This is a genomic window from Fodinibius roseus, from assembly GCF_900129315.1.
Taxonomy (GTDB): domain Bacteria; phylum Bacteroidota; class Rhodothermia; order Balneolales; family Balneolaceae; genus Fodinibius; species Fodinibius roseus.
The window spans coordinates 152,336-168,226 of sequence record NZ_FQUS01000006.1 but is presented as its reverse complement, the minus strand read 5'-3'; the positions used below and the strand labels follow the sequence as shown (position 1 = coordinate 168,226).

Sequence of the window (15,891 nt, the reverse complement as noted above, 5' to 3'; positions counted from 1 at the left end):
AGGATCTTCTACTCACTTTATTATAAAATATAAGATGAGTACCGTATATTGTTTGCACGCAGTCTTATTTTTGTCGAACGGAATAACCCTGATGCCATGAAATGCTTTTATACTGCTGTATGCCTGCTGTTGGTTCTTATGGGCTGTAGCGAACGGCAGGAATCCCGACCTGTCGCTGAGAAACCGGTCCCGCAGCATGATACGCCGGCCGATTCTGTTATCGCCGGGCAGCCTGAGTCCTTCACGCGCGATGCCACGAGTATGGGCCAGATCGTGTATGTGCCGGTTTATTCCCATATTTACCAGCAAGACCGGGAAAAAACGTTTAACCTGACCACCACATTGAGTATCCGCAATGCCGATCCCTACCGATCTTTTACCATTTCGAAAGTAGCGTACTACGATTCCAAAGGGACGCTCGTTCAGCAATATGTTGATTCGAGCGTCAGGATTGCTCCACTGGCTTCAACCTCCTATGTCATTGAAGAGCGCGATCTGCGGGGTGGGGTCGGGGCTAATTTTCTGGTCAGCTGGGAGTCGGAACAAGCCGTTGTACCGCCGGTGATTGAGGCCGTGAATATCAGCACTTCCAATCAGCAGGGGATCTCCTTTTTAAGCGTGGGGCGTGTTATACAGGAAAGTTCGCCAACAGAAGGGGATACTGAGTGATGCAATAGTTACCCCCCCCCCTTCATCTATTTGATGGAACCTTTGCAAAACCGTTGTTTTGCCCAATCGCTCAGACTATGTTGGTGAACAATATCCCTGCTTTTTTAAAAGGTAATATAAAAAGAGGACACTCTCTTGATTTACCTACTTCACAGGTGAATGAATGGTTAACTTAAACCCAATTAGCCCGTATCTCCATATGAGGGCTCCCTTTTTGGTTGTAATTAGTTTCCAAAAGGAATAAAAGGATTGGGGGTCTCCTTTTCCATATTAGCTCACAACGTTTAATGGTGAGAAATACGGATAAGGGGTGGGAATTACTCCTTGTACGAATCCATAAATTTCATTTCATCCTCGTTCGTACCTACCAGCACAAGCTCACTTTCAGCAGGAATTTCAAGATCGGGTGGGGGATTAATGATCTGTTCATCCCCTGTTTTGATTGAGAGAACATTACAGCCGGTCTCTTGACGGATAAATGAATCCTTCAGGGATTTGCCGGCAAGATGGGACGGTGTTTTAGCCGTAAACACATTGAGACCTTCCGCGATAATAATGATATCGTTTCGTTCTAAAATATTAAAGATGGCATTAGCGCCCATTGTGGCATAGGAAAGTACAAAATCCGAACCGGCCCGGTGCAGCGTGTTGACATTGCGCTGAAGGGTGGAACGGCTGATAATTTGTATATTGGGACGCAGCCTCCGGACATAAATAGTAAGATAGATATTCATATCATCATCGTGGGTAGTAACAAGAACGCAAGGTGCTTTCTGAATACCTGCCTTTTCCAGTACCTTAAAATCTTCGGCTGATCCAAGAATATAGCGTTCGTCATCTTTTATACGATCGGGGTTTTTATCGATAATCCGGTAATCGAGCCCCCGTTCATCGAAGGCTTCGGCAATACCCCGGCCTACCCGGCCGGCCCCGATAATGATTACGGGTTCATCCGAAACACGGTAAATAGACATAAATTCATCATATGTTCTCAGCTGGTCGGGAGAACCGGACATAATCAATATACTTTCATTTTTAATAGAGAGATCAGGATGAGGCTTCAGAAATTTTCCCCTTTCCCATATGCCTACCAGGTTGATACCCATACGTTCACGCAACTTGTTTTCTTTAAGCGTTTTACCCACAAGCGGGGTTTCGTAAGCCATAGCTTCAGCAATGATCATGCTGTCGAATCGGCCGAGCACATGGATACGGCTGTCCTGCCCGATAGTTCTGCGTGAGAGCGCACGTCCCATCATGTCTCCAATTCTAATAACATGATCACATCCCGCCATCTTGAGCAGGTCAATAGAATCTGCAGAATTTGCTGTCGCTACAATGGCAACATCTTCATCCATTTCACGCACGGTATTACAGATATTGGAATTGACCATGTCAGTCCCGAGCGAAACCACCATAGCTGCCTGGTTGACCCGTATTTTTTTATAGGTTTCAGGATCGTCGAGTTCACCAAACACGACCTTGTATCCTTCATCATAATACTCCAGCGCTTTCGTTAAATCACTTACCAGCAGTACATACCGGTAATTGTACTGATCCAGCTTCTCCATCAGAGCCCTTGAAATAGGATTATAATGGGTAATTATCACATGATCTCGAATATCTTCCGGTAGTTCACGGGGGGCACGGGCTTTGGACTGCGCTTCGAGCCACGGAGCATAGAAGAATTGAATAAAGGTGAAGGGCAGAAGGATAAGCAGTGACAGCATTCCTGACAGCAGTACAAGGATGGAGAAGGCGCGTCCCAGATCACTGGTAAACGTAATATCACCAAAGCCCAGTGTTGACATAACTGTGAGTGTCCAGTAAAAGCCGGTAACCCAGCTATAATACTGTCCCTCGTACTGCATTATAAAGTGGAAAAATATTGAATAGATAACGATCACAGCGGTGAGGATGGCCAGAAACCGGGCCAGCCGCTTTATATTATACCTCGTACCGCGCGTGGATATTATTTGTGTGAGCTGGGAAGTAAAGAACTTCAATGCTGAATTTTTTTATGCTATGAAAGCTTTCTTTGTCAAATCAACTGCCGCTAAGCTTTCAATTATGGAATATTTTTAACGAATAAGATAGTTCAAAACCAGAATAAAGCTATTTTTAATAAAATTCAGATGAGAATATGTTGATGAAATTCCTATTGAAAATACATTTTTCGATTATCTCATTTAACTATAACTATATTACCAGCTAAAGTAATCCATTGACAGGATGCCAAATCTCTTTAAGGTTTCATAAATATTCCTATCTTTGGATTCTATGAAAATACCTTATCGCTGGAAACAAAAATGGTATAGGGCCCTTAGACGCTGGCGCGATTTTAAGAAAAGAGCCAATCTTTTTTTCCATTTTGTACAAGATGATATCTACGAGATCGACAAGGTTGCTCACCCTTATTTGAGAGTTTTTAATGTCCTGCTTGCCCTTTTGGTTGTTGCCAGTATCCTCATCCCGGTAGGATTCGAATTAACGCCCGAACTGGAGCAGTTGAACTATCAAATAGAGAGCCTTTTGCTGGTTGGATTTGTAGTCAGCTATATAGTGCGATTGATACTGACCAGTGACCGGCAAAATTATTTGAAAAAACGCTGGTTTGAGGGAGTTCTCACAGTATTTTCGCTATTTATTCTTCTCGACTTGTGGGTTCCATCGACTAGCATTATTGAACCATTATTTTTTATGGTGGAAGAACCCGAAGCTTTTTTCCTTCGGTTTCTGAAGGGATATCTCCTGTTTATTGTTGTTATCAAATTTGTACAGTATTTGCCGGAGCTGCTTGAGGATCAGCGAAATACCGCTCGATTTCTGGTATATAGTTTTCTTTCTCTTATTGCCGGAGGTACTCTACTGCTGATGCTGCCGGGGGCAACACAGGGTGGTCAGGGATTGGTGTTTATCGATGCCCTGTTTACCTCTACCAGCGCAGTATGCGTGACGGGACTCATTGTCGTGGATACGGCCACTCATTTTACTCTTTTCGGGGAGCTGGTAATAATGACCCTGATACAGCTCGGTGGAATTGGAATTATCACTTTTGCTACTTTTCTGTTCCTGTTTATCAGCGGGGGACTTGGCGTGGGACAGATGAATACCATCAAAGATATGGTGGCCGAAAAAAACACCAGCCTTGTTACGGCTACCCTGAAAAAGGTGGTCGGCTTTACCTTCCTGGTAGAGGCGGTGGCTGTGGTTGCTTATTATTTCAGTTGGAATATGGAATTTACTTCCCCGGGACAGCGATTTCTGTTTTCTGTTTTCCATGCGATTTCCGCCTTTTGCAACGCCGGATTTTCGCTATTTACCAACAGTTTGGCCGATGCACACAATGCTACCAACTGGGGGATTAATATTACCACGATGGTGCTCATCGTGCTCGGGGGACTCGGGTTCACGGTCATATGGGAAGTTATGCAGCGAAAAACAGATCAAAAAATCTGGCGCCGGCGTCTTTCCATCCATACGCGGGTGGTATTGGTTACCACGGCCATTTTAATTGCAGTGGGTACCGTATTTGTGCTCATGCTGGAATGGAATAATACGCTTGCCGGACATTCTCCCGCTGAGAAGTTTTTATTATCCCTTTTTCAAAGCATTACAACCCGAACTGCGGGTTTTAATACGGTGGATACCGGCGCGATGGGCGTGCCGGTGATCCTTGGTATGTTAATCTTAATGCTGATCGGCGGTTCTCCGGCTTCCACAGCGGGAGGTATTAAAACAACGACTTTTGCGGTTCTGGTACGTGCAATTTCAATGATTATACACGGGAAAAAACGTATGGAGCTTTTTAAGCGCACCATTCCCAATATTATTGTTTTCCGGGCAATGACCGTTATTCTACTGGCTATGATCTGTATAAGCGTTAGCACCATATTGTTAACCATCGTGGAGGATCACGCTTTTTTGGATTTGTTGTTTGAGGAGGTTTCGGCCTTTGCTACGGTCGGATTGTCCCGGGGCATTACGGGAGATCTGACGTCGTGGGGGAAAGGTATCATTATTGTATCGATGTTTGTGGGAAGAGTAGGAATTTTGACTTTTATGGTTGCTTTTGCCACCAGATCTGACAACCGCAAATATCGTTATCCTGAAGAAAGTATTATGGTATCTTAAGGGGTAGTATAAAGTGAAATATCTCGCTTGATTTATTTAAGGTATTGTTGAGATTTCGCTCTTGGCGAAAAAATACGATAGATTTATTTGGAGTACGTTCAGAGTGATGTTTAACTATGGTCAAATGATGTTTTCAATTAATCGTCCGTTTTTATGAAACGAAGAACAGAACTGCAGTTTGCTATTATTGGGATCGGGGCTTTTGGCAGTGCGCTTGCAAAAAAGCTTTCGGAAGAGGGAGCTTACGTAATAGCTATTGACAACAATATGGAGCATATAGAACAGGTCAAAGACTATGTCTCTGATGCGATCTGTTTCGATGGCACTGATGAGGACCTGCTGGAAGAGCACGGTATTACCAATGTGGATGTCGCTATTATTGCCATCGGAGAAACGTTCGAGCCGGTGGTACTTATTGCCATGCATTTGCTGAACGCCGGGGTCGAAGAAGTGTATGGCAGGGCGGGTTCCTACACTCAGGAACAAATTCTCAAACAAATCGGCATTACGGATGTGATTCATCCCGAGCGGCAGGTAGCTGAGCGTATGGGTATCTCGCTGGTTCGCCGGGGCATGTCGGATGTTTTTGATCTTGGCGAAGGCATGGCGATGTTTGAGGTGGATGCGCCTGATTCCATGGTTGGGTATTCACTTGAGGAACTGGAAATAAGAAAACGATATCAGCTCAACCTGATTACCATTAAGCGGCCGAGCGAGGCCGATCAAAAAATAGGTTTGCCCAAGCAATACCGGCCTATCGGGATACTCGATGGTCAAACCAAAATTCAACAAAATGATCGACTGCTGCTGGTAGGTCACAAGGATGATGTAGACAAGATGCTGGAGACAAACTAACAGAATATTAGAAAGATAGTTTATAAGAATAACTTTGACTGATCTGTGAAGGTTGTCGGGATTACCTGTTCCCGGATTTTGGGGAAGAACTCAGCCCGAGATTTTCTTTGACGCGTTTAAACCCTTCACTTGCTTTTACTTTCCAGTGTTCAGAAACATACCGTCGCACCATTAAGACCGAGCAAGGGGCCCGGTCGGCAATAATATCAGGGATGGTGCCGATAAGGACATTGCGAATACCCCATTCACGGGAGGCGCCAATAATGACGAGATCGTGAGAAGTATCTTCAAAATCAGCCATAATGCCGCTTGTAACATCGTCGGCATGACGAATTTCAAGCTGAAGGCGGTCAAAATCTTTAACGAGGGGAGCTATAGTCTCAAGCAGCGATTCCCGTTCTGCGGAGGGATCGGTGCCGGCTTTGATGAGACGTAAAATCTTGAGTTCGGCATCATGGACGCGTGCAATACGTACGGCCAGTTCGAGTCCCAGCCAGGCATGTAGTCCTCCCCCCCACGGCAACAAAATGGAATCGATGGTATCAAGGCCCCGGTTTTTGAGGATGCCAACATCTGCTTTCAAATTTTGGACAATGCGCTGTACCGGTGAATTGTATATACGTCCCACGCTAAACCCTCCCTGCCAGCCCATTAGCAACATATCGGCTCCGCGTTCTTGGGTTTCTGAAATCATAGCTCCAAAAACATCGTGGGCAGCATCAGTAACTGAGCGGAAATCCGTCTTTTTAAGGATATCCTTATATCCATTTTTGATATGTTCTGATGCTTTGCTGGATTGTTCGAGGATGGTATCGATTTTTCGTTGGGTGGAAGGCCGCTGCTCCAGCTTTTCCCGGATAGTGGAAATAGGTGTCTGGTAAGGAACGTGAATAAAGTGCATGCCTTCTACAATACCCGGCTCCTCTTTTCCTGTAGAAATAAATTGTGCAAGCCTTAGCAGAACCGTCTCATGTTCGGGATTTGCAAGCGCCGTAACCAAATGACGGGGCTTGTTGGTATTGAGTGGACGTTTGGTCGGGATCCATTCCTCTACTTCTTCCGCTTCGGCTTTTTCAGTTGGCAGACGGAAGAGACTCAAGCCGTGTTCTTGCCAGCGCTCTTTGAATAATGGGATTGCATGTTCAATAGAAACCTTTTGACGTCCCCAGATTACATACCAGCCAAGACTTGCAACAATCAGGATAACGATGGCAATCTGTGCAAAAGGACCCGAGTACAGGATAACTCCCAGGCAACCTATGGCAGCTACAAGTTGTCCGAATGGACTTGCCGGCGTACGATAGCTTGGCTTATACCAGTCCGGATTGGCTGCACGCAGCACAATACAGCCAATATTAAGTGCGGCATAGCTGTATAATTGTAAAACGCTGGCAATTTTAGCAAGATCCTCAAGGCTCTCTATCAGTAAAAAACCAAGTGCTAAAATACCCGTAAGCAGGATGGCCCGGTAAGGTGTGAGTAACTTTTCGTGAATTTTACTAAGCCACTTTGGTACCATCCGGTCGCGTGCCATGGCAAGATTGATCCGTGAAGAGGCCATAATACTGGCGTTAGCGGATGATAATGTAGCAAGTAGCCCTGCAAAAATAATGGCTATGCCACCAAATCCTCCCAGCATTTGCCGGGCAGCCGTCGTTAAGGGATCTCTTACTTCGCGAATAGTTGACTGTGGAAACATACCGGCAATAACCAAAAGAATAACCACATATAAAACGGTAACGAGAGCAACCGATCCAATGAGAGCACGCGGCAGGTTCTTGGAAGGATCCTTGATTTCCTCGGCGACGGCAGCAATTTTTACAAAGCCCAAAAAAGAGACAAATACCAGTGCGGTGGTAGCATAGATGGGTTCAAAACCCAGTGGAAAAAAGGGATTTAGATTTGCAGTTTCAATATTGAAAAAACCGAAAAAACTAAATCCTCCCAGAATGGCAAACAGGGTAAGAACAATAACCACTTGAGTTCGACCCGATTCTTTTGCTCCTACAATATTGAGGATAATCAGCAGAATCCCACCGAGCACGGCTCCCCAGAACGGAGTAAGAGGCATAAATTGACTCAAATATTCTCCCAATCCAAAGAGATAAAAAGAGATGGCAAAAGTAAGGCTTAACCAGATTCCTACGCCGGAAATAGCCCCAAAGGCCGGTCCCAATGCGCGGGATACAAAAAAGTAGTCCCCGCCGGAAGTCGGCATGCCGGTAGCCAGTTCTGCAGCGCTGGATGCGGTAATGATACATATAAACCCGGCAATCAGGTAAGAAAAAATAGCCGCCGGACCGGTTAGTTCCAGTGCTACTCCTGCAAGGAGAAAGATACCGGCGCCAATCATGGTTCCGGCCCCGATAGTCAAAGCATCCCAAAAACCAAGTTCGCGACGTAAGTCGGCCATACATAGTGTTTGTTAGACAGAGTTGAGAGCAAAATGTGAAATTACAAATTTATTGACAAAACCCAACATTTTTAAAATGATTACCCATTTAAAGATCATGGGCAGTTTCCGTACCTTGGGCTTTGAAAATGATTGATAATTTGGGTTATTATATGACTTTCATAAGCGGCTGCCGGAACGGGGAAAGACCCGCAGCAGTTAGCCTGTCGTACACCGGTGATAACATGCCGGTATTTATGATGGAAGAAGCGGTGGATGAACAGGTGTGAACAATAGTTGGAGTACTCCCGAACTTGTCAGGACAAATTTAGCTGATTTACCATGAATATTTTTGCAGTCATCATTTTAGCGACACTGGCCATCGATTTTGTGCTCAACCTGGTGGCCGATTACTACAACCTCCGGTCACTGGACGAGGGACTGCCCGGTGAGTTCAGCGATGTGTATGATGAACAGACCTACGAGCAGTCGCAGGCGTATACGAAGGAGCGGACCAAATTCGGGATTCTCACGTCGGTCTTTAACCTGGCCCTGCTGCTGGTATTCTGGTTTGCCGGGGGATTCAACTGGCTGGATGAGATCGTTCGCAGCTGGCAGCTGGGTGTTATCTGGACCGGGCTGGCGTATATCGGGCTCTTGATCCTTGCCAAAAGCATCCTGTCGCTGCCCTTTAGTATCTACTCCACCTTTGTGATCGAGGAAAAATACGGCTTCAACAAAACGACGCCCGGGACGTTTGTGCTGGATCTGCTGAAAGGCCTGGCGCTGGGGGTTGTGCTCGGGGGACCGCTGCTGGCGGGGATTCTGGCGTTCTTTACGTTTATTGACCAGTATGCCTGGCTGTATGCATGGGGGGCAGTGACGGCCTTTACGCTCTTTGTGCAGTTTGTGGCTCCCACCTGGATCATGCCGATATTCAATGATTTTGAGCCGCTGGAAGAGGGCGATCTGCGCCGGAAAATCCGCAGCTACGCCGACAAGGTGAACTTTGCCATGGAGGGTGTATACGTGATGGACGGCTCCAAGCGGAGCAGCAAGTCGAATGCTTTCTTTACGGGTTTCGGCAAAAATAAACGCATTGCCCTCTACGATACGCTCATTGACAATCATACCGAGGATGAGCTGGTGGCGGTGCTGGCCCATGAAATCGGCCATTATAAAAAGAAGCATATAATTAAAAATATGGGGATCAGCATCCTGCAGACCGGGATTATGTTCTTCCTGCTTTCGGTGTTCCTCAATTCCCAGGGACTGTACGATGCCTTTTATATGGAGCAGATGTCGGTGTATGCCGGACTCATATTCTTCGGCATGCTCTACGCTCCCATTGATATGATTGTGTCGGTCTTTATGCAGGTGCTTTCGCGGAAGTACGAGTTTGAGGCGGATGCCTTTGCCTCGACCACCTACCGGAGTGAGCCGATGATCAGCGCCCTGAAAAAGCTTTCCAAAGACAATCTTTCGAACCTGACGCCCCATCCCTTTTATGTGTTTTTGAACTACTCGCACCCGCCGGTGCTGCAGCGCATTAAGGCGATCAGGACCGGTGACTCGTATAATTAAAAACGTTGTTTGAAGAAGATATCTATTGTATTTAATCTTGATCTTGTTGCCTTAAAAAAATAATATAAAAACTATGCATAAAGATACACAAGCTATTCATGCCGCTATGGAAATAGCCAGTGACGCGGCTGATATCGTGCCGCCGGTTCACCGGTCCACGGTATATGAAATAGACAAAGAAGGTCGATCCAAGGGCGATTGGCACTACACGCGGCTTGAAAATCCCAACCGGGTACAGTGGGAACATGTATTAAAGGTATTGGAAGAGGGCGAAGCAGCGGCCGCTTTTTCTTCCGGGGTGGCGGCCGCATCAGCGGTATTACAGGCCCTGTCCCCGGGCGATCATATCATTATACCCCGGGATGTCTATGCCGGCAACCGCCGGCTGGTCAACGAGCTGATGAAGCCGTGGGGACTGCAGGCCGATTTTATCGATATGACGGACCTGGAAAATATTTCCGGACACATGAACGAAAAGACCCGCCTCATCTGGGTGGAAACGCCTTCGAATCCCATGATGAACATCATGGATATTGAAGCCATAAGTACCCTGGCGCACGACAGGGAGGCCATTGTTTGTGTCGATAACACCTGGCCAACCCCTGTGAATCAGCTGCCGCTTAACCTGGGGGCCGACCTGGTGGTGCATTCGACCACCAAATATTTTGGCGGTCACAGCGATATCCTGGGCGGCGCAGTGGTGGCAGGGGAAAAGGGACCGCTGTTTGATAAGATTCGTCTTATTCAACAGATAGGCGGCGCCGTGCCCTCCCCGGACGACTGCTGGCTGTTGGCCCGCAGCACCAGAACGCTCCCGTACCGGATGCGCGGGCATAACGAAAATGCCGAGACACTGGCCCGATTTCTGGAAGATCACAGCCGGGTGAGCAACGTGTTTTATCCCGGGCTGGCTTCGCACGGGGGTCACAAAATCGCCGGAAAACAGATGAGCGGGTATGGAGGAATGATCTCTTTCCTGATTGACGGCGGCCGGGATCAGGCCATCGATATTGTCGGCAGAGCCCGGCTTATAAGTCGCGCTACCAGCCTCGGCGGCGTCGAAAGCACCTGGGAGCACCGGCGCAGCAGCGAGGGCACCGGTTCCGAAACCCCGGAGAACCTGATTCGCATCAGCGTGGGACTTGAGCATCCCGAGGACCTGCTGGAGGACCTGGAATATGCGCTGGGCTAATGGCACCTGGTAAAATTCAGCCCTCAGGGAAAACACCTGCCATCACTTTTTTCGAATTTCGATAATACCCTTTTCAGTAATTTGTACTAAGCCGATTCCTGTATTTTCTGTTAGGGTGTGATCCAGAACTTTTCGCATAAGGATTTCCGATGTTTTTGGCATCATTTCCCAACCGACATCGTGAACGATCCATAATGCCACTGCACGCTGTTGAGTTCCTGCCAGCCTAATAAAGAGGCTATTTTGGAGTTCTAATCGACCGGAAGAATTCTTATCTTTCCGCTAACCATTATCATAAGTCAACTCCGTCTTTTATGAAACCCACCCGCTTTTTTGCCTATGCCGCTGCCATTATCGTTATTGCCGGCGGTGCTATCTGGTACATTATCGATAACTATTATGAACAGCAGTCCGCAATGCAGGCACAGGGTGCGGACCAGGTAGTGATGTATAAAAATCCCGGGTGCGAGTGCTGTTCGGCCTGGGGCAATCATATGGAGGAAGCCGGCTTTACGGTGACCGAGAAACCCACCGATCAAATAGCAGGTATCAAAGCCGATCTGGGGGTCCCCTATAACATGGGCTCCTGCCATACCGCCCTTGTGGATGGGTATGTGGTGGAGGGACACGTACCGGCGAGGGAGGTCAAAAAGCTGCTGGAGGAACGTCCCGATGCCGTTGGATTAGCGGTGCCCGGAATGCCTGTCGGATCTCCGGGTATGGAACAGGGGAACCGGACCGATCCGTACGATGTCATCCTTTTCGACGAGGAAGGGAACCGGGATACTTATGCGAGTTATTAAAAAAGAAGATTAGGATTTCTCATGATGGTCAGGAAAGTAAAGACAGGTTTTTTAATGGCGCTGGTCGCCCTGCTGGGATGGAGCTGTTCCTCCGACCAGCCGGATCAAAACCGGTCAGGTTCCCAACCCACAGAAACAGCTCCCCGGCTGGACCCTTATTCGGCTCCCTTGTATCCCGCTCAGAATAAAGCGGAGGCTAAAGATTTCAGCGTGCAACTGGTGGATGGAGAAACCTTTAAGCTGTCACAGCAGAAAGGCAAGGTCGTTCTGTTAAACATCTGGGCCACCTGGTGTGCTCCCTGCCACGAAGAAACCCCTGAATTTGTGGATCTCTATTCCGAATACCGCGATCAGGGACTTGAAATTCTGGGCGTTTCTATTGACGAGCAGGGCCGCTCGGTTGTGGATCCGTTTTTAGAAAAATACGACGTGAACTACCCGGTTGTTATTGATGACGGCACCATTATGGACAAATACGGCCCGACCATGGGAATCCCGACCACCTATATTATCGACAAGGATGGAAGCCTTCGCTATTTTGCCGTCGGAGCCGTTACGACCAAGGAGCTGGAGCCACGCATTCAAGAGCTTTTGAAGGAATAGGAGCAATGCCAAATGTAGGCTATACAGGGTGTAGTATCCTGTTGCATCTATTTTGATCTAATCGCATTTATTATGATCTTTGAGGGCTGCTGAATGAACGCTGAAGGTGGTTTCTTTGTATATGAATTTCTCTCTGAATTTTTAACGATTTAATCTGACTAACGATGGCCCGAGTGGAAGTAGAAATGCCCCAGATGGGGGAATCCGTGATGGAAGGAACGGTGATAGAGTGGACTAAAAAGGTCGGGGACTCCGTGGAAGAAGATGAGACGCTCCTCGAGATAGCGACCGACAAGGTGGATACGGAAGTCCCTTCACCCCAGGCCGGCATCCTCGTTGAGATTTTAGCCGAAGAGGATGAGACGATTGAAGTGGGCCAGGTAATTGCAGTCATCGAGACGGATGCCGAGGCGGCTGAGGCAGCTGTTGCTGACGATGGAGCGGAAGAGAATAAGGAAGGGGCAGAGCAGGAAGCCGAAGAGACGGAAGAAGAGGATAAGGATGAGCCTGTGGAAGACTCTTCCCCGGAAGCTGAGGAGGAGGAAAGCGAGGGCGCAGAGCAGCAGGAAGGTGAAAAAGAAGATACGGCCGGTGAAGAAGGCGAGCGGGTTGAAGTCCAGATGCCCCAGATGGGGGAATCCGTGATGGAAGGAACGGTGATAGAGTGGACTAAAAAGGTCGGGGACCCCGTGGAAGAAGATGAGGCCCTCCTCGAAATAGCGACCGACAAGGTGGATACGGAAGTCCCTTCGCCCCAGGCCGGAACACTTGTTGAAATTTTAGCTGAAGAAGGCGACACCATTGAAGTGGGACAAACGATCGCTGTCATTGCCACCGGAAAGGCCGCTGCGGCAGCCGGTTCGGAGAAGGAAACGACGGATGAGAAAGAAGCGGCTCCGCAGGCATCCGCTTCCGCAAAGGAGGGTACTGCAGATGAGGCGCCCCCGGAAGGAACAGAGCCCCAGCGTATCGGAAGCGACGGGCGCTTCTACTCCCCGCTGGTACGCTCTATAGCGAAAGAGGAAGGTGTTTCGCAGGAAGAACTTGAGATGATCGAAGGATCGGGACAAGGGGGACGGGTTTCCAAGGAGGATATCATGAACTACCTTGAAAAACGGAAGTCGGGTGAGGTCGAAGAGCCGGAAAAAGCAGGTGACAAGGAACCGGTCCAGACTGAAGCCCGGCAGAAACAGGCGCCTGTAGAGGGACAACAACGTTCTATTTCGGCGGGCGAGCTGGATATACAGCGTCCCTCACAAAATGTTGAAACGATCAAGATGGATCGTATGCGCAAAACCATTGCCAGGCATATGATCCGGTCGAAGCAGACCTCCGCTCACGTAACCACGTTCTCGGAAGTGGATGTGACGAAGCTGGTCCGCTGGCGCGAAGAACACAAAGCAGAGTTTAAGGAGCGCGCCGGGGTAAAACTGACCTACACGCCGCTCTTTATTGAAAAAATCATCCAGGCGATACGCGAATTTCCGCTGATTAACAGTTCGGTAGACAGCGAGAATGATCAAATTCTGCTGAAGAAGGATATCAACTTCGGTCTGGCTGTTGCGCTGGGTGAAGGGGGCAAAGGAGGCTTGATTGTACCGGTCATAAAACATGCCCAGGAGAAGAACCTGGTCGGTCTGGCCAATGCGGTCTATGACCTTGCCGTGAAGGCCCGGAATAAAGACTTGAGTCCGGACGACCTGGTAGGCGGCACCATCACGCTGACGAACTACGGCAGTGTGGGCAACCTGATGGGAACGCCGATCATCAACCAGCCCCAGGTAGCGATCATCGGGACCGGGACCATTGAAAAGCGTCCCGTGGTCCGGGAGACGGAGGAGGGGGATGTTATTGCCATCCGGCATATGATGTATCTTTCTATGAGTTATGATCATCGCATTATTGACGGCGCCCACGGCGGTGCGTTCCTGAATCGCGTAAAGCAACTGCTGGAGGACTTCGATCCGGGGCGGGCCGTATAACTCAATTCAGCAAGAAAATGAAGAATGATTTTGATCCTGCAGGGTTTTCCTGCAATAAAATTCTGCTTTTATCTCCTCGTATTATATATGGAAGCGATACGGCACATTGATGACATCCGTCAGGCAGTAGGTAAGCTCAAAAAACAGGGTAAAACGGTTGGATTCGTCCCCACGATGGGGGCTCTGCACGAGGGACACCTGTCGCTGTTTCGCCTGGCGCAGCAGCAGGCGGATGAGGTGATTGTGTCCATTTATGTGAATCCCGAGCAATTTGGTCCCGATGAAGATTTTGATGAGTATCCCCGGCCCCTTGAAGAGGACCTTGCGCTCTGCAAGGAAGAGGGGATTAGAGCGGTCTTTGTGCCGACCAACGAGGTGATGTATCCGGAAAAGCAGTTTTTACGTATTGAGGTGGATGAGCTGAATGACCATATGGACGGGAAGTCGCGCCCCGGTTTTTTTGAAGGCATCCTGCTGGTCGTCAACAAGTTATTCAATATTGTGAAGCCGGATATTGCCGTTTTCGGCCAGAAAGACATCCAGCAATTTCGCATCCTGCAGCAGATGGTCACGGAGTTTAACCATGACGTGAAATTGGTCATGGGTCCCATTAAACGGGCGAACGACGGGCTGGCGCTGAGTAGCCGCAATGCCTACTTGAGTGAAGATCAGCGAAAACGGGCCCCCGGCTTGTATCGCTCCCTGCGCTATCTAAAGCAGCAGATTGTGGACGGGGCGACAAATATCGGCTTACTGCTGGATCACCAGAAAAAGGAATTGGAAGCAAAAGGGTTTGAAATTGATTATCTTGAGGTGTACTCTTTTGGGCAAGTGGCTCCGTCACGCGAGATCACACCCGGGAACAAATATATTCTGGGCGGGGCCGTTTATCTTGGAGAAACACGGTTAATTGATAATCTTATAGTTGACACATAAGCACGATCATGAAAGTTACGATGTTCAAGTCAAAGCTGCATCAGATGAAGGTCACGGAAGCGGATCTTTATTACGAGGGCAGTATAACGATTGATTCCGAATTGCTGGATGAGGCCGGCATTTTGCCCTATGAAAAGGTGCAGGTGGTTAATATTACCAACGGCGCCCGCCTTGAAACCTATACCATTCCCGGAGAGGCCGGCTCGAGGGTGTGTTGCCTGAACGGGGCCGCAGCACGGAGAACGCAGGTCGGTGACCGCATTATTGTGATAGCTTATGCGGATATGTCGCCCGAAGAAGCGGAACAATTCAGGCCCAAAGTGGTTATTGTGGATGAACATAACGATCCCAAGACCATTGTTGACGAAACGGAGTATGCGACGAAGTACGATCCGGAATCGGGTATGCTTGACAATACGGTTGTCGACGAATAGTTATGGAGTTCTCCCCGGCTCTCCTTTCATTCTTTTCCCCTCTTAAGCCGATGACCCAGGAACCCTTTGCAAAACCGTCCTTTTAGCTAATCTCTGCATGTTCGCTCATTCAACAACCTCACATAGACATACATTATATGCTGCCGTTTTGAATTCGCTCAGGGGTTGATATTGACTAAAATTCCTGGTTTTTCGGAGCCTTCCTCAAAGATGTTGGTACTTTGTGGTAACCAAATGATACAGATAACTTTCTACCAATTTTTGAAGCCAAAAAATTATAACAGCGTGTGACATACTGCGAAGGTTG

Annotated in this window: 12 protein-coding genes; 10 read left to right on the top strand and 2 right to left on the bottom strand. The window is 48.2% G+C overall.

The window, feature by feature from the left end; translation table 11 throughout:
- Positions 1 to 96 precede the first annotated feature (96 nt).
- A complete protein-coding gene (locus BUB16_RS07365; RefSeq protein WP_073061784.1) occupies positions 97 to 669 on the top strand; it encodes a DUF3124 domain-containing protein in 573 nt (190 codons plus the stop codon).
- Positions 670 to 986: 317 nt separating this feature from the next.
- Here the strand turns inward: BUB16_RS07365 and BUB16_RS07360 are convergent, their stop codons facing one another.
- Positions 987 to 2,675 carry a potassium channel family protein gene (locus BUB16_RS07360; RefSeq protein WP_073061573.1) on the bottom strand — a complete coding sequence of 563 codons (1,689 nt, stop codon included), beginning with the start codon at positions 2,673 to 2,675 and terminating at the stop codon, positions 987 to 989.
- 274 nt (positions 2,676 to 2,949) lie between these two features.
- On the opposite strand from BUB16_RS07360, the gene BUB16_RS07355 reads away from it, so the two are divergent.
- Positions 2,950 to 4,803 carry a TrkH family potassium uptake protein gene (locus BUB16_RS07355; protein WP_073061570.1) on the top strand — a complete coding sequence of 618 codons (1,854 nt, stop codon included), beginning with the start codon at positions 2,950 to 2,952 and terminating at the stop codon, positions 4,801 to 4,803.
- Positions 4,804 to 4,956: 153 nt separating this feature from the next.
- A complete protein-coding gene (locus BUB16_RS07350; protein WP_073061567.1) occupies positions 4,957 to 5,658 on the top strand; it encodes a potassium channel family protein in 702 nt (233 codons plus the stop codon).
- Positions 5,659 to 5,719: 61 nt separating this feature from the next.
- Here BUB16_RS07350 and BUB16_RS07345 read toward each other — a convergent pair whose 3' ends face one another.
- Positions 5,720 to 8,071, bottom strand: a complete 2,352-nt coding sequence (locus BUB16_RS07345; RefSeq protein WP_073061564.1) for an amino acid permease — start codon at positions 8,069 to 8,071, stop codon at positions 5,720 to 5,722.
- Positions 8,072 to 8,392: 321 nt separating this feature from the next.
- Here BUB16_RS07345 and BUB16_RS07340 point away from each other — a divergent pair, with 321 nt between their 5' ends.
- From BUB16_RS07340 to panD, 7 genes are all read left to right on the top strand, one after another.
- Positions 8,393 to 9,634: a M48 family metallopeptidase gene (locus tag BUB16_RS07340; protein ID WP_073061560.1), complete on the top strand. Its 1,242-nt coding sequence runs from the start codon at positions 8,393 to 8,395 to the stop codon at positions 9,632 to 9,634.
- 73 nt (positions 9,635 to 9,707) lie between these two features.
- On the top strand, positions 9,708 to 10,826 hold the full coding sequence (locus BUB16_RS07335; RefSeq protein WP_073061557.1) for a trans-sulfuration enzyme family protein: 1,119 nt from the start codon (positions 9,708 to 9,710) through the stop codon (positions 10,824 to 10,826).
- 314 nt (positions 10,827 to 11,140) lie between these two features.
- On the top strand, positions 11,141 to 11,629 hold the full coding sequence (locus BUB16_RS07330; protein ID WP_084088106.1) for a DUF411 domain-containing protein: 489 nt from the start codon (positions 11,141 to 11,143) through the stop codon (positions 11,627 to 11,629).
- A 21-nt stretch (positions 11,630 to 11,650) separates the two neighbouring features.
- Entirely contained in the window at positions 11,651 to 12,232 is a 582-nt protein-coding gene (locus BUB16_RS07325; RefSeq protein WP_073061554.1) for a TlpA disulfide reductase family protein, read from the top strand.
- A 164-nt stretch (positions 12,233 to 12,396) separates the two neighbouring features.
- Complete coding sequence (gene sucB, locus BUB16_RS07320) at positions 12,397 to 14,214, top strand: 2-oxoglutarate dehydrogenase, E2 component, dihydrolipoamide succinyltransferase (RefSeq protein ID WP_073061551.1); 1,818 nt, start codon at positions 12,397 to 12,399, stop codon at positions 14,212 to 14,214.
- Positions 14,215 to 14,301: 87 nt separating this feature from the next.
- A complete protein-coding gene (panC, locus tag BUB16_RS07315; RefSeq protein WP_073061778.1) occupies positions 14,302 to 15,150 on the top strand; it encodes a pantoate--beta-alanine ligase in 849 nt (282 codons plus the stop codon).
- Between the two features lie 8 nt (positions 15,151 to 15,158).
- On the top strand, positions 15,159 to 15,584 hold the full coding sequence (gene panD, locus BUB16_RS07310) for an aspartate 1-decarboxylase (RefSeq protein WP_073061549.1): 426 nt from the start codon (positions 15,159 to 15,161) through the stop codon (positions 15,582 to 15,584).
- Positions 15,585 to 15,891: the final 307 nt, after the last annotated feature.

What these genes read in the sequence shown, in the direction of transcription:
- BUB16_RS07335 (WP_073061557.1), top strand. Translation starts at nt 9,708, where the DNA reads ATGCATAAAGATACACAAGCTATTCATGCCGCTATGGAAATAGCCAGT.
- BUB16_RS07325 (WP_073061554.1), top strand. Translation starts at nt 11,651, where the DNA reads ATGATGGTCAGGAAAGTAAAGACAGGTTTTTTAATGGCGCTGGTCGCC.
- panC (WP_073061778.1), top strand. Translation starts at nt 14,302, where the DNA reads ATGGAAGCGATACGGCACATTGATGACATCCGTCAGGCAGTAGGTAAG.
- BUB16_RS07350 (WP_073061567.1), top strand. Translation starts at nt 4,957, where the DNA reads ATGAAACGAAGAACAGAACTGCAGTTTGCTATTATTGGGATCGGGGCT.
- BUB16_RS07345 (WP_073061564.1), bottom strand. Translation starts at nt 8,071, where the DNA reads ATGGCCGACTTACGTCGCGAACTTGGTTTTTGGGATGCTTTGACTATC.
- BUB16_RS07330 (WP_084088106.1), top strand. Translation starts at nt 11,141, where the DNA reads ATGAAACCCACCCGCTTTTTTGCCTATGCCGCTGCCATTATCGTTATT.
- BUB16_RS07340 (WP_073061560.1), top strand. Translation starts at nt 8,393, where the DNA reads ATGAATATTTTTGCAGTCATCATTTTAGCGACACTGGCCATCGATTTT.
- BUB16_RS07365 (WP_073061784.1), top strand. Translation starts at nt 97, where the DNA reads ATGAAATGCTTTTATACTGCTGTATGCCTGCTGTTGGTTCTTATGGGC.
- BUB16_RS07355 (WP_073061570.1), top strand. Translation starts at nt 2,950, where the DNA reads ATGAAAATACCTTATCGCTGGAAACAAAAATGGTATAGGGCCCTTAGA.
- sucB (WP_073061551.1), top strand. Translation starts at nt 12,397, where the DNA reads ATGGCCCGAGTGGAAGTAGAAATGCCCCAGATGGGGGAATCCGTGATG.
- panD (WP_073061549.1), top strand. Translation starts at nt 15,159, where the DNA reads ATGAAAGTTACGATGTTCAAGTCAAAGCTGCATCAGATGAAGGTCACG.